Here is a 23,258-nt window from a genome sequence, read left to right on the forward strand (position 1 = left end):
CAACCCCTCCAGCATTTACTGCTGCCTGCAGGCCGCGCGCGAAAATGCGCGTGCGGTGCGTGGGGCGCTGACCACCGAGGTGTGGGAGACCAACAACATCACCTGGCTAGAGCTTCGCAAAGTGTTACAGGAAGGCTTGCTGGAACGCGACCCCTCTTCGTTTTTTGAGTGGGTGAAGTTTCGAAGCCATTTGTCGCGCGGGGTGACCATCGGCACCATGTTGAAAGACGATGCATTTCGCTTCATCCGTTTGGGTACGTTTTTGGAGCGGGCCGACAACACCGCCCGTTTGCTGGATGTGAAATTCCACAGCACACCGTTTAGCCCGTCTTTTGGCCATTTTGCAGGGCTGGCCAGCGCCGACCCCCACGCCGACTACTACCACTGGGCAGCCATTTTGCGCTCGGTGTCTGCCTTTGAAACGTACCGCAAAGTGTACCGCGATGTGATCACGCCAGACCGAGTGGCCGAACTGCTGATTTTGCGCGATGACATGCCACGTTCGCTACTCGCATCCTTGAATGAGGTCTGCGATAACCTGGCCGTGATTCGCAACGACTTTTCAGCAGACACCGAGCGACGCGCTGGCAAACTTCGTGCCGAGCTGTTGTACAGCCAGATCGAAGACATTTTGCAAATGGGTTTGCACGCCTACCTCACCAACTTTCTGGAGCGTGTCAACGACTTGGGCAACCGCATCAGCAAAGACTTTCTGGTTCCACTCGAAGCGTGAAAATACACATTCTGCACCACACCACTTACCGCTACACCTGGCCAGTGTTCTACAGCATTCAGCATGTGCGCTTGATGCCCACGCACACGCCGCTACAACATGTGCACCAGTGGCGTGTAAAAGCGCCGGCCAAGGTCAGCAAGTCAACAGACCATTTTCAAAACACGGTGCACACCTTCACCATGAATCGCCCCCACCACGAGTTAAAGGTAGAGTCGACAGGCGTGGTGGAGCTTCTTCAACCCAGCACACCCCATCAACCCAAACAAACCGAGAGCATTCACCCCCTGGTGTATTGCAACCCCACCGCGCTCACCGGGTTTAATGAAGAAATCACACAATTTGCAAGCCTGGTGGCCAACCACCATTTGCCATTTGTGGATCGAATGTTGGCCTTGGCCCACGCCGTGGCCGATCGCGTGGTGTACACCAAGGGCAGCACCACGGTGGCCCACACCGCCCTGGACGCGTTTGATGAAGGCGCTGGGGTGTGCCAAGACCATGCGCATGTGATGCTGGCCTGCCTGCGGGCTCACGGCATTGCTGCACGCTATGTGAGTGGATATTTTTACAACCCGACCTCACCCCAACACGAGAGCCACGCGTGGGTGGAGGCGTTTGACCCCGCTTGCGAACAATGGTTGGGGGTGGATGTGACCCACCGAGCCTTGGTGCAACAAAACCACTGCAAAGTGGCTGTGGGCAAAGACTACAGCGGGGCCTCGCCCGTGCGAGGCATTCGCAGCGGCGGCGGCGAGGAAAGCCTGGTGGTCAAGGTTGACATTCAGCCCGCGTGACGCATCGGCTTGGCTTGTTTGCCTGATTTACCCAAGCTTATTGCGCCACCCAACCGCCGTCCATGTTCCAGGCAGCGCCACGTACCTCTTTGGCATCTTCTGAACACAAAAACACTACCAAGCCACCCAATTGTTCGGGCGTGACAAATTCATGGGAGGGTTGTTTTTCACTTAATAAACCCACTTTGGCTTGCTCAACTGGCACACCTTCACGCTGGGCACGCGCATCCACCTGGGCCTGCACCAAGGGGGTTAACACCCAGCCGGGGCACACTGCATTGCAAGTAACACCGGTTTTGGCGTTTTCCAGTGCGGTGACTTTGGTCAACCCCACAATGCCATGCTTGGCCGCCACATACGCTGATTTGTTGGCCGAGGCCACCAAACCATGCGCCGAGGCAATGTTGATGATGCGCCCCCAATTGCGCTGCTGCATGCCAGGCAAGACCAAGCGGGTGGTGTGAAAAGCTGCGCTCAGGTTAATTGCGATGACAGCATCCCATTTGGCGGGGTCAAAGCTTTCGATGGGTGCCACATGCTGAATACCCGCGTTGTTCACCAACACATCAATTTGACCCAATTCTGCTTGGGTCGCTTTTATCAACGCCTCAATTTGGTCTGGTTTGCTGAGGTCGGCCGGGTGATAGCCCACACGCACGCCGTGCGCAGCCACACTGGCCTTTGCTGCGTCAATTTGCTCCTCAGACCCAAAGCCGTTGAGCATGATGTTGCAGCCCTTGGCTGCCAGCCGCTGTGCAATGCCCAAACCAATGCCACTGGTAGACCCGGTGACCAACGCATTCATGTGTTTGAAATCCAACTGTGGAACCCCTATGCCAATTAAAACTCTGAAATACTGAGGACAGAACCGAACAACGCAAGGAGGGTAGACAACAATGCTGACAGCGCGCTTGCACAAGGTGCAATGGCTTAGCCCCCAGGGATTGCAACAATTAGCCTACCGCGAATGGGGCGACCCCGACAACCCACATGTGCTGCTCTGCGTGCACGGCTTGACAAGGGTCAGCCGTGATTTTGATGCGCTTGCACAAAACTTGGGGAAGGACGTGCGCGTGGTGGCACCCGACGTACCCGGGCGGGGCCAGTCTGACTGGTTGGCCGACCCCAATCTGTATGCCATACCCACCTATGTCAGCGCCATGGTGGCCCTGGTGGCCCGCTTAAACCCGGGCACGCTGGACTGGCTGGGCACATCCATGGGTGGCCTCATCGGCATGGGCTATGCAAGCCTGCCTGGCAACCCGGTTCGAAAACTGATTTTGAATGACGTGGGCCCCAGCTTGAATTTTGAAGCTCTGCAGCGCATTGGGCAATACGTGGGCAAATCCCCGACCTTTGATTCGCTGGAGCAGGGGCGCGAGTACATCAAAAGCATCTCGGTGCCATTTGGCCCACACACCGATGAGCAATGGAAGCAACTGTGCGACGGCGTGCTGGTGCAGAAGGATGGGCAATACACGACCCATTACGACCCCAAAATTGCACACGCCTTTCAAAACCTGTCAGAATCCACCACCCAAATGCATGAGGCTGCGCTTTGGGCTGCTTACGACGCCATTACAGCCGACACCCTGGTGGTGCGCGGCGAACATTCTGACCTGCTAAGCCCGCAAACAGCGCAAGCCATGGGTCAACGGGGGCCAAGGGCCCGCGTTATCGAAGTGGCGGGCGTGGGTCATGCACCCACCTTCATGCAAGATGAGCAAATTCATATTGTTCGCAAATTTTTGTTTTAAACTGCTTATAGTTTTCAGAATAAAGCCGACATGGTTTCAGTTTCATCAACACTGGGCACTGAAAAACAAGGCGCAAGCATTGCGCCAGCCTTGGTGTTGCTCAACAAGGCCGACGCAGCTCGGGTCGAAGAAGCGCTTGAATACGCCAAGAAGCACGCCGGCGACCACCTTTTAGATACTCAAGAACCGGCCATTGCCCACATGCTGGCAGTCGCCGATTTGCTGGCCGAGCTACGTGCTGACGCCGACACCCGCATCGCTGGTGCACTGGGCCCCTTGGTGTTTTTCGACAAACACCTGGAAAGCCACATGGAGAAACGCTTTGGCGAAGAAGTGGGCCGCATGCTGGCAGCACTTCGCAAGCTTTTCAAAATGCGTAGCATGGTGGGACCCAGCGCCACTCGCAACACCATAGAAACGTTGCGCTGGGCCGATCAAATTGAAACCCTGCGCAAAATGTTGTTGGCCATGTCCACCGACATTCGCGTCATCATGATTCGCTTGTGCTCGCGTCTGCAAACCTTGCGCCATTTCACCAGCCACAGCGACATCAAAAACGAAGCGGGCCCTTTGTGGGGTTATGCGGTGGCCCATGCCCAAGAAACACTCGACCTGTACGCCCCCCTGGCCAACCGGCTGGGCTTGTGGCAGCTGAAGTGGGAATTGGAAGATTTGTCGTTCCGAATTCTGCAGCCAGCCACCTACAAAAAAGTGGCGCGCATGCTGGATGAAAAACGCATCGAACGCGAAGCCTTCATCGAGAACGCCATGAACACCATCCGCGAGGCCTTGGCGCGCGCGGGGATTGAATGCGACATCAGCGGTCGCCCCAAACACATTTACAGCATCTGGAACAAAATGCGGGGCAAAGGCGTGAGCTTTGACAAGCTGTACGATGTGCGCGCCTGCCGAGTCATTGTAGACACCGTGGAGGACTGCTACACCACCCTTGGCATTGTGCACAACCTGTGGACCCCCATTCCAGAGGAGTTCGACGACTACATCAGCAAACCCAAGGCCAACGGTTACCAAAGCCTGCACACCGTGGTGCAAGACCAAACGGGCAAAACGCTGGAGGTGCAAATTCGCACCGAAGACATGCACCAGTTTGCCGAGTATGGCGTAGCAGCCCACTGGCGCTATAAAGAAGCAGGCCAGGATGGCTACGGTGGCGAGAGCCGCGCCGAGGGGGCCTTTGAGGAACGTATTGCCCTGCTGCGCCAACTGCTGGCGTGGCAAAAAGACGTAACCGACACCATGGGCGAGGCAAGCGACTGGGCGCAGGAAATGAAAATACACGCTTTGAACGACCGCGTGTATGTGTTTACACCGCAAGCCAAAGTGGTTGAATTGCCCACAGGCAGTACGCCACTCGATTTTGCATACCATGTGCACACCGAGCTTGGTCACCGTTGCCGTGGGGCCAAAGTGAATGGGCAAATGGTGCAACTGAACACCCCTTTGGAAAACGGACAAACCATCGAAATTGTCAGCGCCCGTGGCGATGCGGCCACTGGCCCTTCACGCGATTGGCTAAACCCCACCCAAAAATACCTGGTGAGCCACCGCGCCCGCCAAAAGGTAAAACAATGGTTTGCACAACAGGAACGCAAAGAGACACAGGAACGCGGCCGCGCCATTGCTGAGCGTGAACTTCAACGCATTGGGCAAACCGCCCAAAACCTGGAACTGTTGGCCCACAAACTGGGATACGACAAACCCGATGATTTATACGCTGCCCTGGCCCGCGAAGAGCTTCGCCCCCGTGCCATAGAAAACGCCCTGCGTGAAGACACCCCGGCTGGCCCCCCCAGCGATGAAGAACAGCTTGAGGTGCTGAACAAGCGCAAACCTCAAGACGCAAGCAAACACTCGGGTGTGCTGGTGGTGGGTGTGAGCACCCTGATGACCAACCTCGCACGTTGCTGCCGCCCTGCCCCGCCCGACCCCATCATTGGTTTTGTGACCCGCGGCAAGGGGGTGTCCATACACCGCCTGGGTTGCTCAAACCTCGCCGAGGTTATGCGCAGGCAGCCTGAGCGGCTGATAGAAACCACCTGGGGCGAGTCGGATGGCCTGCACTACCCCGTGGACATCGCGGTGGCGGCCAACGACCGCCAGGGCCTGCTGCGCGACATCACCGAAGTGTTTTCAAAAGACAAAATCAACGTCATTGGCGTACAAACCGAAACGCAACGCGGTGTGGCCAAAATGCAATTCACGGTGGAAGTCAACAGCGGTGAGCAATTGCGCCAAGCGCTGACCCACCTGCTTGAAGTGGATGCCGTGTACGAGGTGCGGCGCAGGTAAAAGCCCACAGCGTTCCTTAATCAGGCATGGGCTCTGTGGGTTCGTTCTGCTCCTGGTAAGACACCGCCAGGTTTTGCAAAAGGTGAATTTGTGCATTCATGCGACGGGCACCTGTGGGCTTTTTCCGGGTGTAGTTGCCGTCCGAGTCCATGCTCCAGGCCAAGAGGTTATCGGCCAACATGCACTTTAAACCCTCGTCGATCACCCGCTTTTTCAGCTTTTTATCGGTGATGGGCACGGCCAATTCCACACGGCGGAAGAAGTTTCGGTCCATCCAGTCTGCGCTGGAAATAAACACATCGTCTGCCCCATCGTTGGAAAAATAAAACACCCGGCTGTGCTCCAACAGGCGCCCCACCACAGAACGCACGGTGATGTTTTCACTCAAGCCCGCAACGCCCGGGCGCAGGGCGCACACGCCGCGCACAATCAAATCAATTTTCACCCCTGCCTGGGACGCAGCGTACAACTCATTGATGAGCAAAGGCTCCAAAAGCGCGTTCATGCGGGCCATGATGCGGCACTTTTTGCCCTCACGGGCCAAGTCCGCCTCGCGGCGAACGGCCGCTACCACATTGCTATGCAGATTAAATGGACTATTCCAGATTTTGCTCAGCTTACGGGCACGCCCCAGACCGGTGAGGTGATTAAACACCTCGTGCACATCATGCCCCAGCGACTCGTCGCAAGAGAACAATCCAAAATCGGTGTACAAGCGTGCGGTTTTGGGGTGGTAGTTGCCTGTGCCCAAATGCACATAACGGCGCAGCAAGGTTTTTCCAGTCTCGGAAGTTTCTCGGCGCACCACCATCAACATTTTTGCGTGGGTTTTTTGCCCCACCACGCCATACACCACATGCGCGCCCACGCGCTCCAGTTTGGCGGCCCAGTTGATGTTGGCCTCCTCATCAAAACGCGCCATCAATTCCAGCACCACAGTGACCTCTTTGCCACTGCGTGCCGCGGCCATCAGGCTTTCCATCAACACCGACTCGGTGCCTGTGCGGTAAATGGTTTGCTTAATCGCAACCACCGCCGGGTCGGTGGCGGCTTTCTTGATGAACTCCAGCACCGGGCTAAAACTTTGGTAAGGGTGATGCAACAACACATCGCCTTTTTGAATGGCCTTAAAAATATCGCTCTCTTTCATCAAAGCGTCTGGGCGGCCCGGTGCAAAGGGTGTGAATTTCAAATCGGGGCGATCCACCCAGTCGGACAGTTGCATCAAGCGCACAAGATTCACCGGACCATTGACCCGGTATAGCGCCTGTTCACTCAAACCAAATTCTTTTAACAGGCGGGTGGTCATGTCGGGCGAACATTGATCAGCCACCTCCAGCCGCACAGCATCGCCAAAATGCCGCTGAGACAACTCACCCTGCAACGCCACACGCAGGTTGGTGATTTCTTCTTCATCCACATACAGATCGCTGTTGCGCGTAACCCGGAACTGATACACACCGTGCACTTCCATGCCCGGAAACAATTCGGGAATGAAGGCCTGCAAAATGGAAGTGAGCATCACAAAACCATGCTCATAGCCAGACAAATTGGAAGGCATGCGAATCAGCCTGGGCAAAGCGCGGGGCGCCTGCACAATGGCCACGTTGGATGCGCGCCCAAAGGCATCATGCCCGCTCAGTTCTACCGCAAAGTTCAGCGACTTGTTCAACACCCGAGGGAAGGGGTGGGCCGGGTCCAGACCAATGGGGGTGAGCACGGGCAACACCTCATGCCGAAAATACTGCCTGGCCCAGTGTGCTTGTTCTTCATTCCAGGAATTGACCGTGAGCAAAGCAATGCCCTCGCGCCGCAGCGCAGGCAACACCGAATCGTTGAACAAACGGTATTGCTGCTCAACCAATTCTTGCGACACAGCCGACACACGCTGCAGGGTTTCGTGCACGCTTAAACCATCTTTGTCGCGAAACTCAGGGTTTTGGCGAATTTGTTCTTGCAGGCCCGACACCCGAATTTCAAAAAACTCGTCCATATTGCTGGACACAATGCACAGGTATTTCAAACGCTCAAGCAAGGGCACACGCTCGTCTTCGGCCATGGCCAGCACCCGTCGGTTAAAAGCCAATACGCCAAGCTCCCGGTTAAGGTACAGGTCTTTGTTGGGGGGCACATCTGACACGGCAGCGACTTTCAAGCGAGACTCCGGGCGTTTACTATCACTATTGCATGGTATTTCAAAAATATGACAAACATTTGACGAAGGTCAATTGGGCCGCATGGGTGGGCTCCCCTTGGCGCAGGCCCAGTGCTTTTGTGGCATGCTAGCGCCTGACCGAAGAACAGAACGTGAACACATGTCAAACCCGCACCCCTTGATCGCCTCTGTGGACATGGGCTCGAGCAGCTTTCGAATGATTGTTGCACGGGTGGAAGAGCTCAACGGCCAATCCCAAATATACCTGGTCGACACCCTGCGAGAGCCTGTGCGGCTGGGTGCTGGCCTGGATGCCAACAAATACCTCGATGATGCCTCCCAAGCCCGGGCCTTGCTGGCACTGCAACGGTTTGGCGAGCGCTTACGCGCCTTTGAGTCTCACCAGGTTCGGGCCGTGGCCACCAATGCCGTGCGCGTGGCACGAAATGCCGCAGAATTTATCGCCAAGGCAGAGGCTGCTTTGGGTTTTCCAATCGATGTGATCTCTGGGGTTGAAGAGGCCAGGCTGGTGTATTGTGGCGTGGCCCACCAATTGCCCACCGGGCACGGCAAACGGCTGGTGGTCGATATTGGTGGGGGCTCCACCGAATTTATTATTGGCGAAGACTACGAGCCCCTGGCCATGGAAAGCCTCTACATCGGGTGCGTGAGCACGGCACAAGCCTATTTTGCTGATGGCAGCATCAGCGCCAAAGCCATGAAAAACGCCATCATGGCCGCCCGCAAAGAGGTGGCCGTGTTGCGCAGGCAAATTTTGGACATGGGCTGGACCCATGCGGTGGGCTCATCGGGCACTGCGCGTGCATTGGCTGAAATATGCATCAGCAACGGCTTTACAGACCACGGCATATCGGCCAGCGGTCTGGCCAAAATACGTGAGCATGTGGTGCAGGCAGGCCACTTGGATGCCATCACTTTAAACGGCTTGAAAATGGACCGTCTGCCCATGATGCCCGGCGGCCTGGCTGTGATGAGTGCGGTGTTTGAAGAACTTGAAATTCAGCACATGGAGGTCACCGACGGCGCCCTGCGCCAAGGTTTGCTCTATGACATGTTGGGGCGCGAGCACAACGATGACATGCGCGAAATCACGGTGGCGCAGTTTTTACATCGCTACAAAATTGACGCTGGCCATGCACAAAAAGTAAGAGACCTCGCAGAAATGCTGTTCAAGCAATTGTGTAAACAAGCACCCGTGCTAAAAGAGCAATTGCCAATGCTGCGCTGGGCAGCCTTGCTGCATGAAATCGGCCTGTCCATTGGCCACAATGGGCATCACAAACATGCAGCCTACATCTTGGGCAATGCCGATATGCCGGGTTTTTCAAAGCGTGAGCAGGCGATTTTGTCCACCTGGGTGCTGGCACACAACGGCAAGTTGGGTAAGGTGAGCGACTTGGCCATGACCCCGACGCAATGGGCGGCCCCCATGTGCCTGCGCTTGGCCGCACTTTTTTTGCGACGTCGTGAGGTGGAGGCCCTGCCCGATATTCGCATCAAGTTGCTTGAGAACGGCCTGCAGCTAAGCGCGCCTCGCCCTTGGCTGCACAGCCACCCACTGACCCAATACAGCCTTGAAACCGAAGTGGAACAATGGGAAAAAATCGGCCTCACTCTTGGGCTGAGCACCCGCCGCTGAAGCAGCCTCGATCGTTTTAGACAAAGCCGAAGTGGCGCGCATAGCGTGGGCTCATGCGGTCAATCGAGAGCAACATCATGAAGTCTGCGGTGTTGAAGTCGGGGTCCCAGGCCGGTTCGCCACACACCTTGGCCCCAAGGCGCAAATAGCCCTTGACCAAGGGGGGTGGCTCGATGTCGACATCGCAACGCAAGCGTTCAATGGGCAGCCTGTTTTTGGGAAAAACCTGCAAGCTGGCCTCGGCCAAGTGTGGCTCCAGCTGTTTAAACAGGCTGGCGGCTTGGTGACCGCCGTCGCGCAGGCTCACACTGGCGCAACCAATGAGGTGCTTGTAGCCCCCCAGCTTCATGTACTGGGCAATGCCGCTCCACAGCAACATGATGGCTGCCCCGTTGCGATAATCGGGGTGTACACAAGAGCGACCCACTTCCACTGTGGTTTTTCTCAAACGCTCAATGCGGTTCATAAAGAACTCAGTCTCGGAATACCAACACTTCAGCCTTGCTGCGTTTTCGGGAGGCAAAATGCGATACGTGCCCACCACCTCACCGGTGTCCCGGTTTTTAACCAGCAAATGGTCGCAATGCGCATCAAACACATCGTGGTCAATCCCATTGCTGCCGAGGCTTGCACCGTACTCGTCCGAGAAAATGTTGTAGCGCAGTTTTTGAGCTTCCAGCACCTCCGATTGTGTTTTGGCCAGGCAAACCTCCAGCGAAGGGCTTTGGTCCCGTGCAGGGCTGCTCAGGTACAGGGCCTTGCGCAATACATCCTGTTTGATCGCTTCCATCTGTTTTACCGTCCATTTTGCATTTCAATGACGTGAAATGTACGGATGCCAGATGACAGATCAATAAAGGATTTGTGAAGAAAAAATGACCTGAGCCCAAATGTTGCTTGACAGCGCTCGAGAAAACCCTAACACTGCGATTAGCAAAAAAAATTTGGCGCTACTTCAGGTCAGTTCAATTCGGGCTTTTCGCTCAGGCAATAGTTCTGTTTCTCGAATTTCTCCCAGTTTTTTAGCTATTTTGTTCAATTCAAGAAATCCAGGATATTGCTATGTCTGATACCGTAAAAGGTAAAGTAAAGTTCTTCAACGAATCCAAAGGTTTTGGCTTCATTTCCCGTGATAACGGCCCTGACGTGTTTGTTCACTTCAGCGCCATTCAGGGCAGCGGCTTCAAAACCTTGGCTGAAGGCCAAGAAGTGACTTTCACTGTGACCCAAGGTCAAAAAGGCCCACAAGCTGAAAACGTTGTTGCGGTATAAGCAGTAGCCCCAGCGTTAAAAGGCCGCCCACTGGGCGGCTTTTTTGTTTTAAGCGGGGCTTATATGGGGTGCTAGCCCTGCGCGTTTAAATTTCAATCAGGGTTCTGCCTCGTTTGGCGTATTGTTGCGGGTCGGCGGCCACCTGCCCTTTCCAACCCTCTACCCAGCAGGCGGCTTTGGCCATGCCCATCAGGATTGCCGCAGGCACCGCCACCAACACCATCTGGCTCGCCGTGCTGGTAATGCCAATGCCAGCGCCCATCAGCTTAAAAGGCACCTTCAGCGGAAATTTGACAGCGGTATCCAGCCCCGGCCCATTAAAGCCAACACCATTTCCCCCGGCCAAAGAAATCAGCAATACAGAATCGACCACGGCCCAAATCGAGCTGGCCACCAAGCGCCCGATGCTAAAGCTGACCGTGCGCGAGTTGGGTTTGGCCAACACATGTTCGGTGAGCCGCCCGGCCAGCCAGGCCACCGGGCGGGTTAGCTGGTAGTTCAAAGACATCACCACCCCATGATTGAACACCCGAAGCGCTTCAGAAGCCCTAGCCAAAGCCACCGTGACGGGGCGATACCGGTGGGAATGCTGAACCATCGAAGCACTCGAATATCGACCCGTGCCCTTTGTTTGATTGCCGCCCGCCGGCTTTAGATCATCAGCCACCCTTTCAGCCGCCGAGCGAAGCGTGGTGGCCCCCTGTTCCACCCGGTGGCGCAGGTCTTTAAAGTCACCTTTCGGATCTGCGTGCAGACGGTTGTGTTCAATTAAATTGGTCAATGCCACCACATGGTTTTCGCGCCACAGGCATGTGCGCCTGTCCTTTTTGGGGTCAAGCAGTTCGGGGGGCACCTGGGCAGCTGAATTGAAATCGATCAAATCTTCAACTTGGCTGTGGGTTTGATAGGCACCAAGCACCTGTGCAATTTTTTGTTTGGCCAGTGACTCCGGCTGGCCTGCCACCGCATTCATCAAGGCGTGCAAAAGAATGGGCTCTTTGCCCTCGCCCGGCATACAAAAGGCTTGAGGTATTTTCTTTTTGAGGGCCAGGCCCAGCACCTCGCGGAACCCACTGGATTGCTCTGCCCTGCGCAGCAGATCCAGAATTCGGGTGGTGTAACGCTGGTTGTCCAACTCGATGGACTTCACTTGCTTGCTCGTGATTGACATGCCGCGCGCGCACACTGCGCTCACCCCCGAGCAAGCAAGCGACACCAAGGCGCTGCACGCTGCCACAGCACTAAAACCGCCCACAATATTTTGTATATCTTTGCGAATCGACTCGGTTACGCCCGAGCACAGGCGCTGAATGCCCTTGGAAAAAACCTGGCGTGAAAAATGGCTGACGGCTGCAGCCACGGGCCCCAAGAACGCAATCACCCTGGCCTGGCTGGTCAGGGATGAATCGTTGTGCTTTGGCGTGGTTGTGATTTTGGACACCTTAAGCAGCATGCCCGTGGGTGCAGCGGCCAGTTCGGTGACGCCGTTGGCATAATGCGCGCCCCGCGCCAAGGCCACCGCGGCTCGGGCACGACCGTTCAAGCCCTGGTTTTTGGAAAACAAATGGGTATTGAAACGAAGATTGTCTTGCCGACCAAAGCGGCTGTTGACCAAATCACTGTTACGCAGGTCTTTGCTGCCCATCGCACCGCTTTGGGTGTGCCTGTATTGCTCTGCCATGGAGGCAAGCCCCACCCGCTGCTGGGATTCGTATTTGGCTCTGTGATAACGGTCATCGGCTGCGTTGCCCTCCACCCACATGCGCAACTTGGCAGCAAAAGACAGGCGAACCACATGGTTGGGCGAGATTTGCTTGAAGCCCGCCTTGCGAATGACATGCTGCTCCACCGCAGCAGTGGACACATGCAAGGCTTCAGCCTCGGAGGGCGCGCTAGCGGCCTGTGAAGGCCTTTGTATTGGATTGGGCATGAGTGATCTTCATCGCGGAGCTGGATTCAAGATCAACAGGTTTGTTTTTTTGTCAAATTGACACAGCATTGGCGCCACCGCAAACCCAACCCCCAAGAGACATCACTCCAAATGAGCACCCCCTAAGAAGGTCTAGAGCAAATCCATCACTCCCAACAAGTTGCTGCCCTCGTGCGTGGGGGCGATGTCCAGACGTTCACGCGGCAGCTTGGCGCGGTTAACCCAGAAAGTACGCAAGCCAAACCAGCTGGCTCCGCACACATCCCAGCCATTGCTGCTTACAAACAGCGTTTGCTCACTGCCGACCCCCATTTGATCCAGCCCGTATTGATACACCGCGGGATTGGTCTTGAAGGTTTGAAGCGCATCGGCAGACAAGACCGCATCCAGATGATGGCCCAGGCCAGCGCTTTCAATGGCCTTGCTCAACATGGCGGGGTCGCCATTGGAGAGGATGCCCGTGCGTATGCCCTTGGCTCGAAGCGCCTCCAGCACTTGTGCACATTCGTCATAGGCTGGCAACCTGGAATACACCTCCAGCAACGCTCTTCGTGCTTGTTCGCTCAAGGGCAGGCCCAATGCTTCACAGGCATATTCCAGCGCATCTTGAGTAATGTTCCAAAAGGCCTTGTATTGGCCACTCAGCGCGCGCAGGCGGGTGTAATCAATTTGCCGGTCGCGCCACAGGTTGGCCAACGCCTTGCCCTGGCCCGGGAACAAGGATTCAGCCGTTTGGCCCACGGCGTAGACGTCAAAGAGCGTACCGTACGCATCAAACAACACCACAGACACTTTGCTCATGCATCCCTCCTCCACCAAATCATGGTGTTAATTTTTAACAGCTTGGGTATATTTAAAGCTCTATTTTATTTTATTACCTGTTTTTTTGTAAAAAATGGACCACTTCAAGCAAATCAGCACCTTGGTCAACGTGGCGGCCAAAGGCAGCCTGTCGGCTGCGGCGCGGGAGGAAGGCGTAGCGCCCGCAGTGATCAGCCGCAGGCTGGATGCCCTGGAAGAGCGCCTGGGCGTCAAACTGCTGCTTCGCACCACGCGTACACTCAGCCTGACCCACGAGGGCTCTGCTTTTTTGGAAGACTGCCAACGCATCTTGAACGATTTGGCCAATGCTGAAGCCAGCGTCAGCCTGGGCGGGGTCAAGGCCAGCGGGCATTTGCGCATCACCGCGCCCGGCGGGTTTGGTCGAGTGCACGTGGCGCCGCTGGTGCTTGAGTTTGTGCGAGCGCATCCTGATGTGACCGTTTCACTGGATCTATCTGACCGCGTGGTCGATTTGCTCAACGAAAACATGGACTGCGCCATTCGCATCGGGGTGCTTCCCGACTCCAGCTTGGTGGGGCTCAAACTGGCGGATAACCAGCGCCTCGTGGTGGCCACACCCGCCTACCTGCGCAGGCATGGCACCCCAAGCCACCCCGACGATTTGCAAGCCCACCAATGCCTGAACCTGGCGACCTCTGGCGCCCCGGGGGGATGGCTTTTTACCGTCGATGGCCACACCACCACCCACCGAGTGGGTGGCGCTCTGAGTTGCAACGATGGCAGCACCTTGTTGGACTGGGTGCTACAAGACGCAGGGCTGGCCTGGCGCAGCCGATGGGAGGTGCAATCGCACATTCAGGCTGGGCGCCTGGTCACGGTGCTGGATGCGTACATGGCGCCGCCCACCGCAATTTATGCCGTATTCCCCCAGCGCAGACACCTGCCCCTGCGCGTGCGGCTCTGGCTGGATTTTATTAAAAACCGTTTCGGGCAAAACGGCTATTGGGACGCAAAAACCTGAACACAATCAAGGCATAAATCCCCCCCTGTTCAGGGCTTTACCCGGGCCGGGCAGCGGGCAAAATAGGGCAAGACTGAATCGACCACGTCGACAGAATGCATTTGAACCGACCCGGGCCTGCCGAATTGACCAAGAAGAAGAGCCGATACCAGTGGATTTTGACCGGGGCAACCTTGTTCGCCCTGGGGCTGGGCCTTCTGGGTGAGCGCCTGAGTACGCTCAAAGAGCTGGAAAATATCGCCGAACAAAGTGCCCGAACACAGTTGCGGCTCACCAACGACATCTTGTCTTCGGAGTTCGAAGGCGTGGTGTCGGCTTTTGATGCCGCGGCTGAACAACTGGCCCATTTGGCAGAATCAGGCGACCTGCTCGCTTTGGAAGACAAACTTACGCTGCTCGACCAGGCCTTGCCTGCGATTGATGTTGTGATTGCACGTGATATTGGCGGGCAAATGCTGGGGCAAACCAAATTGGACCGAGCCCTGATCGGCACACAGGCCATATTCAATCCGGATCCTCGGTTTTCGTTCAACCAGCGGTTGATTTCAATTTCAAAAGGGGCCGACGCTCAGGGTCGATTGCTGCTGTCGCTGAACTATCAACTCAAAACAGCCCAAGGCGATGTGTCAGGTTTGCTGCAAGGTCGATTGAACATCAAGCACTTTGAAAGCCTTCTCACAAGCTTGAGCCTTGGGGAGAATTTCATCAATGGGATCGCGTTTGAAGACGGCACCGCCTTGGTGTCGGTTCCAAAACGGGCTGGCCTGTTGGGCACCACGCTTCCAAAGGTCGGCGAATCGCCGTCTGATTTTTTGAACAAACATTTTGCGGATCACTATTTTGCACAAGGGCAATTGAAGCTCGGCTTACAAAACGGGGTTTATATTCCGCTTAAATTATTTTCACTGTCTGATGCAGCACCTGCCCGGTCAGAATGGCGAGAAACCTCAGCCAGACTCTTCCTGGCCTACTTCGCGCTGTGCGGTGCCGTCATTGTTCTGGTGCGTATTGCAAGGCGTTTTCGGGCAAGACACCTGGCCGACAAAGCCGCAGCCATTGAGCAGCAGCAGTTCCACGACGAGCGATTCCAACTCGCGACTGAGGCTGCCGGAATCGGCGTTTGGGAGTACAACATTCAAGACCGATTAATTCGATGGGACAAGGCCATGCGCCGCATTTACGGCACCCACGAAGACCAGGAAATGATCGGCTATAAAGAGTGGTTGGGCTTTGTGCTGCCCGAAGACGTGAACAAGTTGGGCACCGTGTTGCTGGAAGCGGGGAAAAACCGGGATCGCTTTGAGTTTCAGTTCAAAATCCGCCGCATCAGTGATGGGCGGATTCGGCATATTCAAGCGCGAGCCACCACCCACTATGACACCCATGGGACCCCGATTCGCATGATCGGCGTGAACGTGGACATCACGGTACAAAAGCAATACGAAGACGCGCTGCGCGAAGCAGAAGACCGATTCCGCTCCTCGTTTGAATGGGCCGCCATTGGCATGGCCATGTTTGACCTGCAAGGCAAGTTCATCCAGGTGAACAAAGCCCTGCAAACCATTTTGGGCTACAACGAGCCGGAGTTGCTGGCCATGACTTTTGAGTCGGTGACGCACCCTCAAGACATGCAGCAGCACATCCATTTGGTGCAAGAACTGTTAAAACGCAAACGCCACCACTATCAGCTTGAAAAACGCTACATCCACAAGGATGGCCATGTGGTGTGGGTGCATTTGTCGGTGTCTGCGGTAAGAAACGAAAAAGCGCGCGTGATGTACTTTATTGCGCAAATACAGGACATCAGCGAACGCAAACGCAACGAGGCCACGCTGATTGAACGTGAGCATTTTTTGCGCACTTTGTCTGAATGTTTGCCTGGCTTGGTGTCGTACTGGAGCACCGACCTGCGCTGCCACTTTGCAAACCGCAACCATGAAAAATGGACCGCCCTCCCCGCCGAAAAAATGCGTGGCATCCACATGCGCAAGGTGCTCGGAGAAACCCTGTTTGTGAGCGAACACAAGCATGTGATTGGTGTACTCAAGGGCGAGAAGCAACGGTTTGAGCGCCGCAAGGCCCTGCCTTCTGGCGGATATGCAGACATGCTGGTGCACCTGATTCCGGATGTGTTGTATGGCAAGGTTGAGGGGTTTTTTTCGATCTCAACCAACATCACCGACTTCAAGGCCCAGCAGCGCGAGCTTGAGCGCATGAACCTTGAACTGACCGAACGCACGGCCCAGGCCGAAGCCGCCAACAAAGCCAAGGGCGCATTTTTGGCCAACATGAGCCATGAAATTCGAACCCCGATGAACGCCATCATGGGCATGTTGCAACTGATGGAAGACACGGCCATGCAACCGGAGCAGCGCGACTACTTGTCCAAGATTGGCTCGGCGGCAGAGGTGCTACTGAATGTGCTCAACGACATTCTGGACATTTCCAGGGTTGAGGCGAACAAACTTGAATTGTCGATTGGTCGCTTCTTGCTTGATCAAGTGCTCAACAAAGCCACTGACCTGTTTGCCTACAGGGCCGAAGAAAAAGGCGTCAACCTGTACTGCACCAAAGACCCGGACTGCCCCGTCAGCCTGGAGGGGGACCGTCTGCGGCTTGCGCAGGTATTGAATAATCTTTTGTCCAATGCCTTGAAATTCACCGAGAAGGGCCACATCCACCTGCAGGTAAAACCAGCGCAAAATGGCCAACTGTTGCAGTTCAGTGTCAAAGACACCGGCATTGGCATGACCACAGAACAATGCGAGCGCTTGTTCAAGCCGTTTAGTCAGGTGGACGACAGCTCTTCCCGACGCTTCGGTGGTGCCGGTCTTGGTCTTTCAATTTGCAAGAGTTTGGTCGAGTTGATGGGTGGCAATATCTGGGTAGAAAGTGGGCTGGGGCAAGGGTCCATTTTCCATTTCACGGTTCGGTGTGTCTCACCCGAATACACCATACGCCAAGAGGATGAACAGCCTCTTAAGCTGAGTGCCCCGATTGAAGACACTCAGACCGTTGAACAAACGCCCTCCACTCAAACCGTTTTGCAAGGCCAGCGGGTGCTGGTGGTAGACGACCACAAACTGAATCGCACTGTGGCCTCCGAGATGTTGAAGCGCTGGGGTGCACAAGTGGAGTTGGCAGAAAACGGTCGGCAAGCGGTGCAGGCCTGCACCACCAAGACCTTTGACCTCGTCCTGATGGACCTTCAAATGCCAGAGATGGACGGCTTTGAGGCCACCGCAGCCATTCTTGAAGAATTGGGTGAGCATGCCCCGCCCATTGTGGCCGTGACCGCATCCGCCACAGAACAAGACCGACTTCAAATTTTAGAGGCAGGCATGTGCGAACACCTGGTTAAACCGTTCAAAAAAGAAAGCCTGTTGCGCATCGTGCTCGACCTGAAAGGCTTGCCCTCCGGGCAGCATTGAACAACCATCCACGCAAAACGGTGCCCCCCCAAAAACGGTGCGTTCGTTGGCGTGGTTTGCTTGGACAATAAGACGATATTAAAAAAGCTGTATACAACAAATCCACCACAAGAGAGACATCGCCATGATTAAAACCATTCGCGCAAAACTAACCTTTGGATACGCCTTGCTGCTTGTTCTGGCCGTGATCATCGGCGCACTTGGTTTGGGCAATGCGACATTGATCAAAGACAGTTCAGCCCTCAATGAGCACACCCGCCAGGTGTTGAAGGAAGTGGCGGACATTCGCGAGACCATGACCAATATTGAAACAGGTCAGCGTGGCTTTGTGATCACAGGCTATGAACGTTACCTTGAACCCCACACCGTGGGCGTGGATGCGATCGAGGATCAGTTCGATGCGGTGCTGGCTCGCACATCCGACAACCCTGCACAAACAACGCGCTTGAACGAGCTTAAAGGCTTATACCAAACCTGGCTGAACAAACACATCGACCCCACAATCGAACTGCGGCGTGCCTTTGATCGGCAGGAGATGGATTACGCCTCTTTTTTAGAGCAGTTTGTGCAGTTGTCTGGCAAACCGCTGATGGATCAAATGCGAGCCAAAATTGAAGAAATCCGAATCATTGAATTAAAGTTGCTCCAGGAAAGAAAAGCCGCGGCAGACAGCGCCTACACAACGGCCTTGGTATCCGTTGGCGGTGCTTTGTTGCTGGCCATTGTTGTGGGCGTGATTGCATCCATGAGCCTTTCCGGCTTGCTTAACCGCAAGCTCAACGCTGCCAATACTCACATTCAAGCCTTGGCCAATGGGCAATTGAACAGCCGCATTCAAGCCGAGGGGGATGATGAAATTGATCGCCTGTTGACAGGGTTGTCCAAGGCGCAGGCCAATTTGAAAAAATTGATTGAGGGCATTCGAAACTCCGCCTTGGAGCTGAGCTCAAGCGCCACGCAGGTGAAGGAATCTTCAAGTGCAATGTCCAATGCGGGAGTGGAGCAGGCCGACGCCACCTCCTCCATGGCCGCAGCGGTAGAGGAGTTGACGGTCAGCATTTCCCAGATCTCCGAGAACTCCAATGACGCCACAAGCACGGCAGGCACGGCAAAACGCAATGCCGAAAGTGGCGCACAAACCTTGGCAAACGTGGTTCAAGGCATTCAGCGAATTGCCCAAAGCGTTCAGCAAAGCGCATCGGCAGTGCAAAGCTTGGAAAAACAATCCAGCGAGATTTCCGAAATTGTTTCGACCATCACCGAGATTGCAGACCGCACCAACCTGCTGGCATTGAACGCCGCCATTGAAGCGGCACGTGCGGGCGAGCAAGGCCGCGGCTTTGCCGTGGTGGCCGACGAGGTACGCAAACTGGCCGAGCAAACCAAGGGGTCAACCGACCGCATCAGCGGCATGGTGCAAAATATTCAGAACATCACCTTGGGCGCAGTGCAATCCATGGACTCCTCGGTGGTGCTGGTTCAAGAGGGTTTGAGCCAGGCCGACGTGGTAAACGCCACCATCGAAAAAATTAAAGCGGACTCGGATCGCGTGTCTGAAGCCATTGCCGCCATTGCTGTTTCCATGAAAGAGCAAAGCAATGTGAGCATTGAAATTAGCCGCAACGTCGAGCGCGTTGCGCAAATGACCGAAGAGAACACAGCCGCCGCCCGCCAAAACACCCAGGTGGCTGAGCACCTGGCCAGCGTATCCGACTCGCTGATGTCTTCTGTGCGGGTGTTCCGTACAGAGTAAACAGGCCAAACGAGAACTTGCAAGAGGGCTGCAACTTCAACAAAAGAGATGGGTCTATGAACTGCACGCGTGCAATGCACACTTGCTATCATTGACCCATCTTTTTTTGGAACCACCCCTGCATGCCCCATGACGTGTCCCTGATTGCCACCCTGGCCTTTGGCTTTGGTCTGGCTCTCATCTTTGGATTTATTGCAGAACGCCTGAAGGCCCCTGCCCTGCTGGGCTACCTGGTAGCCGGCTTTCTGATTGGTCCTGCCACGCCTGGTTTTGTGGCCAACCCCGAACTGACGAACCAGTTGGCCGAAATCGGTGTAATGCTGCTGATGTTTGGCGTGGGCATGCACTTCTCCCTCAAAGACCTGTTGGCTGTAAAAAACATTGCCTTGCCCGGTGCAATTGTACAAATGGCGACCGCCACGCTCTTGGGCATGGGGGTGGCGCATTTTTGGGGCTGGCCCATGGGGCAAAGCCTGGTGTTTGGCTTGGCATTGAGCGTAGCCAGCACGGTGGTGTTACTTAAAGCGCTGGAAGCCCGTGGCATGCTGACCAGCGCCAATGGGCAAATTGCCGTAGGCTGGTTGATTGTAGAAGACCTGGCCATGGTGCTTATTCTTGTGTTGCTGCCCCCCTTGGCCGGCATGCTGGGTGGCAACGGCCAAGCCCCGGATGGCGACTTCGCCCTCACCCTCGGCATTACGCTGCTTAAAGTGGCGCTGTTCATCGCGCTCATGCTCCTGGTGGGCAAGCGCACCATTCCCTGGATGCTATGGCACGTGGCCAAGACCGGCAGCCGTGAACTGTTTACTTTGTCGGTGATTGCACTGGCCATCAGCTTGGCCTTTGTGGCGGCCAAACTGTTTGACGTGTCATTTGCACTGGGTGCGTTTTTTGCGGGCATGGTGATGCGGGAGTCTGAGCTCAGCCACCGTGCTGCTGAAGAATCACTGCCCTTGCGCGATGCATTTGCAGTGCTGTTTTTTGTGTCGGTTGGCATGCTGTTTCAGCCCAGCATTGTGGTGGATTATCCGCTGCGGGTACTGGCCGTGGTTGGCATTATTGTTTTTGGTAAATCGATTGCAGCGGCGGCCTTGGTGTTATTGTTCAAGTACCCATTAAAAAGCGCGCTCATTATTGCAGCCAGCCTGGCGCAAATTGGTGAGTTTTCATTCATCTTGGTGGGGCTGGGTTTGTACCTGGGGCTGGTCGATTTGCAGGTGCAAAGCCTGGTGGTGTCGGGGGCCATATTGTCGATCGCCCTGAATCCGCTTTTGTTTGGTCTCATACCTCGGCTGAACAAATATTTGGTGGAGCACTCAAGCTGGGTGCGGCACCTCAATGCCAGAAGCCACATCACTGAAGAGCTGCCCCAACAAACCGATGGGAAATACTTGGGCAAGCATGTGGTGGTGGTGGGCTACACCGGTCTGGCCAAAAGGCTTACTCGGCAATTGTTGAAGCAGCGCATTCCTTTTGTGGTGGTAGACACCAGCCGCGACCTGGTGGCCAAACTTAGAACGCGCGACATGGCAGCCGTGTCCGGTGACTATGCCGACCCGGTGACCCTGGTGCAAGCGCACACAGCCAACGCAGACTGCCTGGTGATTGCCACGGGCGATACCCCGGGCCTGACGCAAATGATTGACAACGCGCGACTGCTCAACCCACCAATTCGGGTGTTTGTGCAAGCGTATTCAAAAGAGGAAAAGGCTTTGCTGCAGGCCATTCCCGGCGTACAGGTGTACCGCTGGGAAGACACTCTGGCGCAGACCATGGTAAACGATATCCAACAACGCAAACCCAGCCATTGAAATGGGATGCAAAGCCTGCGCTATTTGGGTTAACACAGCACGCTGGGGGCATGCTTTAATTCAGATATGAAATCTGTGCCTGGGGGCATGCCACATGAGCAAGCAATACGCATCCGATCTGGCCACGCCCCTCCAGGAAAAGTTGCTGGCCTTGGGTGTGTTGCTGGACCACCACTACTTTGAAGGTCGCGCCACTCAAATTCAGTTCAGCGACGAGGTCGACATGGCCAGCGCCTGGGTCGACGAAGCAGGCCAAGCGCATTTAAGCATCAATCCCAAACATGTGGCCTTCATGAGCACCGAGCAATTGGTGTTTTTGGTGGGCCATGAATACGGCCACCTGGTCATGCAGCACCCTCAAAAAACCACCGCCATTCAAGCCGAGTACGGGGTGGCGTCGGTGCTGGATGAATTCATGCTTCCCCCAGACAAAAAGCGTGACTACAGCAAGCAAATGCGCGACATGGAGTTGGAGGCAGATTTGTTTGGTGCCCGTGTGGCCAAAGGCCTGGGGCACGACCCTGTGGCGGGCGCATCCTTTTTGCTTGCTCAAACCAAAAGCATTCAACACCCAGAAGGGCCTTTGCGTGTGCACAAAATAAAAATTCTGGAGGGGCAACTGCAAGGGGATGACTACAGCACAAGCCTTGCCGATGTCACACACAAGCTTGGTACCACGCCATGGGCAACGCTTGCCCAACACACGGGCGAGCCCATTCAATTAAAAGCGTTTGTGCAGGTGCCACAGGGCCACAAGCAAACGACACTGTCCGGTCAGGCCGGGTTTGAAGTGCCGCTGGCGCTTACCGTGTTGGCTCTGGCAGGCGCACTACCCCGCTGGTGGCGCAGGTTGCGCTGGGCGTGATCAGCTCCACAAAATAAAAAGCCCGGCTAGTTTCTAACCGGGCTTCAGCACTCGCTGTTGAGCCTTTTGTAAAGGCTCAGCAAGGGGAAATACTCTTGAATTTATTTGTTGAGCTTGTCTCCTCTCCCCCCTCAGCCGATCAACCCAATCCACCCCTCCTGGGGTGGGAGACTGCACAGGTTGTCGACAAATTCAGTTTTTACCAGCAGATCAGTGGAACTGCTCTTCTTCTGTGGAGCCTGTAAGGGCTGTCACGGAAGATGCGCCACCCTGGATCACGGTGGTTACGTCATCGAAGTAACCCGCACCTACCTCTTGCTGGTGAGATACGAAAGTATAACCCTTTTCGCGCGCTGCGAACTCTGGCTCTTGAACCATGTTTACGTAGTGCTTCATGCCTTCGCCACGTGCGTAGGCGTGAGCAAACTGGAATGTGTTGTACCAGTTGACGTGGATACCAGCCAATGTGATGAACTGGTACTTGTAGCCCAGTGCGCTCAGCTCTTCCTGGAAGGAAGCGATCTGGCTGTCGTTCAGGTTTTTCTTCCAGTTGAAAGAAGGTGAGCAGTTGTAGCTCAACAGCTTGCCTGGGTTCTTTTCCAGAACAGCTTGTGCGAATTCACGGGCAAAGCCAATGTCTGGCGTACCGGTTTCACACCACACCAGGTCAGCGTAGGGGGCGTAGGCGATACCACGGGAAATGGCCTGCTCCAGACCGTTTTTCACGCGGTAGAAACCTTCGGCAGTGCGCTCACCGGTCAGGAAAGGCTTGTCGTTTTCGTCGAAGTCGGAAGTCAGCAGGTTGGCGGCTTCTGCGTCGGTACGGGCCAATACGATGGAAGGAACACCCATCACGTCAGCGGCCAAACGGGCAGCGATCAGCTTTTGAATGGCTTCAGCGGTTGGAACCAGCACCTTGCCGCCCATGTGACCACACTTCTTTACAGCGGCCAACTGGTCTTCAAAGTGAACACCAGCAG

The 23,258-nt window shown here is 55.4% G+C and carries 17 protein-coding genes; 11 read left to right on the plus strand and 6 right to left on the minus strand.

All coding sequences use genetic code 11. From position 1 onward, the window contains the following. Both ACEQU8_RS05275 and ACEQU8_RS05280 read left to right on the plus strand, forming a co-directional pair. Positions 1–733: alpha-E domain-containing protein (locus tag ACEQU8_RS05275; protein ID WP_370262036.1), on the plus strand; the 733-nt coding region annotated here is incomplete at its 5' end. Then, positions 730–1,530: a transglutaminase N-terminal domain-containing protein gene (locus ACEQU8_RS05280; RefSeq protein WP_370262037.1), complete on the plus strand. Its 801-nt coding sequence runs from the start codon at positions 730–732 to the stop codon at positions 1,528–1,530. The genes ACEQU8_RS05275 and ACEQU8_RS05280, both read left to right, overlap by 4 nt. Before the next feature lie 37 nt (positions 1,531–1,567). On the opposite strand, the gene ACEQU8_RS05285 is transcribed toward ACEQU8_RS05280, so the two are convergent. Then, on the minus strand, positions 1,568–2,335 hold the full coding sequence (locus ACEQU8_RS05285; RefSeq protein WP_370262038.1) for a 3-hydroxybutyrate dehydrogenase: 768 nt from the start codon (positions 2,333–2,335) through the stop codon (positions 1,568–1,570). A 91-nt stretch (positions 2,336–2,426) separates the two neighbouring features. Between ACEQU8_RS05285 and ACEQU8_RS05290 the strand changes: the two genes are divergently transcribed. Together ACEQU8_RS05290 and ACEQU8_RS05295 are read left to right on the plus strand one after the other, a co-directional pair. Further along, a complete protein-coding gene (locus ACEQU8_RS05290; RefSeq protein WP_370262040.1) occupies positions 2,427–3,287 on the plus strand; it encodes an alpha/beta fold hydrolase in 861 nt (286 codons plus the stop codon). Positions 3,288–3,317: 30 nt separating this feature from the next. Next, positions 3,318–5,597 carry a bifunctional (p)ppGpp synthetase/guanosine-3',5'-bis(diphosphate) 3'-pyrophosphohydrolase gene (locus ACEQU8_RS05295; RefSeq protein WP_370262042.1) on the plus strand — a complete coding sequence of 760 codons (2,280 nt, stop codon included), beginning with the start codon at positions 3,318–3,320 and terminating at the stop codon, positions 5,595–5,597. 16 nt (positions 5,598–5,613) lie between these two features. Here ACEQU8_RS05295 and ppk1 read toward each other — a convergent pair whose 3' ends face one another. Next, positions 5,614–7,752 (minus strand): polyphosphate kinase 1, encoded by a 2,139-nt coding sequence (gene ppk1 / locus ACEQU8_RS05300; RefSeq protein WP_370262043.1) that lies wholly within the window; start codon positions 7,750–7,752, stop codon positions 5,614–5,616. Positions 7,753–7,912: 160 nt separating this feature from the next. Between ppk1 and ppx the strand changes: the two genes are divergently transcribed. Continuing rightward, positions 7,913–9,412 carry an exopolyphosphatase gene (ppx, locus tag ACEQU8_RS05305; RefSeq protein ID WP_370262044.1) on the plus strand — a complete coding sequence of 500 codons (1,500 nt, stop codon included), beginning with the start codon at positions 7,913–7,915 and terminating at the stop codon, positions 9,410–9,412. Between the two features lie 16 nt (positions 9,413–9,428). Here the strand turns inward: ppx and ACEQU8_RS05310 are convergent, their stop codons facing one another. After that, positions 9,429–10,202 (minus strand): GNAT family N-acetyltransferase, encoded by a 774-nt coding sequence (locus ACEQU8_RS05310; RefSeq protein ID WP_370262046.1) that lies wholly within the window; start codon positions 10,200–10,202, stop codon positions 9,429–9,431. A gap of 272 nt (positions 10,203–10,474) precedes the next feature. Here ACEQU8_RS05310 and ACEQU8_RS05315 point away from each other — a divergent pair, with 272 nt between their 5' ends. Then, positions 10,475–10,684, plus strand: a complete 210-nt coding sequence (locus ACEQU8_RS05315) for a cold-shock protein (RefSeq protein WP_370262048.1) — start codon at positions 10,475–10,477, stop codon at positions 10,682–10,684. Between the two features lie 85 nt (positions 10,685–10,769). Here the strand turns inward: ACEQU8_RS05315 and ACEQU8_RS05320 are convergent, their stop codons facing one another. After that, the gene (locus tag ACEQU8_RS05320; protein ID WP_370262049.1) at positions 10,770–12,614 is read right to left on the minus strand and encodes a hypothetical protein; all 1,845 of its coding nucleotides are present in this window, start codon (positions 12,612–12,614) and stop codon (positions 10,770–10,772) included. Between the two features lie 132 nt (positions 12,615–12,746). Beyond that, positions 12,747–13,415 (minus strand): haloacid dehalogenase type II, encoded by a 669-nt coding sequence (locus ACEQU8_RS05325; RefSeq protein WP_370262050.1) that lies wholly within the window; start codon positions 13,413–13,415, stop codon positions 12,747–12,749. 94 nt (positions 13,416–13,509) lie between these two features. Between ACEQU8_RS05325 and ACEQU8_RS05330 the strand changes: the two genes are divergently transcribed. The 5 genes from ACEQU8_RS05330 (at position 13,510) to ACEQU8_RS05350 (ending at position 22,278) form a co-directional block, all read left to right on the plus strand. Continuing rightward, on the plus strand, positions 13,510–14,418 hold the full coding sequence (locus ACEQU8_RS05330; protein ID WP_370262052.1) for a LysR family transcriptional regulator: 909 nt from the start codon (positions 13,510–13,512) through the stop codon (positions 14,416–14,418). Between the two features lie 95 nt (positions 14,419–14,513). After that, positions 14,514–17,849 carry a PAS domain S-box protein gene (locus ACEQU8_RS05335; RefSeq protein ID WP_370262053.1) on the plus strand — a complete coding sequence of 1,112 codons (3,336 nt, stop codon included), beginning with the start codon at positions 14,514–14,516 and terminating at the stop codon, positions 17,847–17,849. A gap of 124 nt (positions 17,850–17,973) precedes the next feature. Continuing rightward, positions 17,974–19,602, plus strand: coding sequence for a methyl-accepting chemotaxis protein (locus tag ACEQU8_RS05340; RefSeq protein ID WP_370262054.1), 1,629 nt, complete (start codon positions 17,974–17,976; stop codon positions 19,600–19,602). 122 nt (positions 19,603–19,724) lie between these two features. Next, on the plus strand, positions 19,725–21,413 hold the full coding sequence (locus ACEQU8_RS05345; protein ID WP_370262055.1) for a cation:proton antiporter: 1,689 nt from the start codon (positions 19,725–19,727) through the stop codon (positions 21,411–21,413). A gap of 94 nt (positions 21,414–21,507) precedes the next feature. Continuing rightward, positions 21,508–22,278, plus strand: a complete 771-nt coding sequence (locus ACEQU8_RS05350) for a hypothetical protein (protein ID WP_370262056.1) — start codon at positions 21,508–21,510, stop codon at positions 22,276–22,278. 210 nt (positions 22,279–22,488) lie between these two features. Here the strand turns inward: ACEQU8_RS05350 and aceA are convergent. Further along, positions 22,489–23,258 (minus strand): isocitrate lyase (gene aceA, locus ACEQU8_RS05355; protein WP_370262057.1); only part of this gene is annotated, 770 nt, incomplete at its 5' end.

It is taken from the genome of Limnobacter sp. (assembly GCF_964228395.1).
Classification (GTDB): Bacteria; Pseudomonadota; Gammaproteobacteria; order Burkholderiales; family Burkholderiaceae_B; genus Limnobacter.

What these genes read in the sequence shown, in the direction of transcription:
- ACEQU8_RS05285 (WP_370262038.1), bottom strand. Translation starts at nt 2,335, where the DNA reads ATGAATGCGTTGGTCACCGGGTCTACCAGTGGCATTGGTTTGGGCATT.
- ACEQU8_RS05345 (WP_370262055.1), top strand. Translation starts at nt 19,725, where the DNA reads ATGCCCCATGACGTGTCCCTGATTGCCACCCTGGCCTTTGGCTTTGGT.
- ACEQU8_RS05335 (WP_370262053.1), top strand. Translation starts at nt 14,514, where the DNA reads ATGCATTTGAACCGACCCGGGCCTGCCGAATTGACCAAGAAGAAGAGC.
- ACEQU8_RS05290 (WP_370262040.1), top strand. Translation starts at nt 2,427, where the DNA reads ATGCTGACAGCGCGCTTGCACAAGGTGCAATGGCTTAGCCCCCAGGGA.
- ppx (WP_370262044.1), top strand. Translation starts at nt 7,913, where the DNA reads ATGTCAAACCCGCACCCCTTGATCGCCTCTGTGGACATGGGCTCGAGC.
- ACEQU8_RS05310 (WP_370262046.1), bottom strand. Translation starts at nt 10,202, where the DNA reads ATGGAAGCGATCAAACAGGATGTATTGCGCAAGGCCCTGTACCTGAGC.
- ACEQU8_RS05340 (WP_370262054.1), top strand. Translation starts at nt 17,974, where the DNA reads ATGATTAAAACCATTCGCGCAAAACTAACCTTTGGATACGCCTTGCTG.
- ACEQU8_RS05295 (WP_370262042.1), top strand. Translation starts at nt 3,318, where the DNA reads ATGGTTTCAGTTTCATCAACACTGGGCACTGAAAAACAAGGCGCAAGC.
- ACEQU8_RS05350 (WP_370262056.1), top strand. Translation starts at nt 21,508, where the DNA reads ATGAGCAAGCAATACGCATCCGATCTGGCCACGCCCCTCCAGGAAAAG.
- ACEQU8_RS05330 (WP_370262052.1), top strand. Translation starts at nt 13,510, where the DNA reads ATGGACCACTTCAAGCAAATCAGCACCTTGGTCAACGTGGCGGCCAAA.
- ACEQU8_RS05325 (WP_370262050.1), bottom strand. Translation starts at nt 13,415, where the DNA reads ATGAGCAAAGTGTCTGTGGTGTTGTTTGATGCGTACGGTACGCTCTTT.
- ACEQU8_RS05320 (WP_370262049.1), bottom strand. Translation starts at nt 12,614, where the DNA reads ATGCCCAATCCAATACAAAGGCCTTCACAGGCCGCTAGCGCGCCCTCC.
- ACEQU8_RS05315 (WP_370262048.1), top strand. Translation starts at nt 10,475, where the DNA reads ATGTCTGATACCGTAAAAGGTAAAGTAAAGTTCTTCAACGAATCCAAA.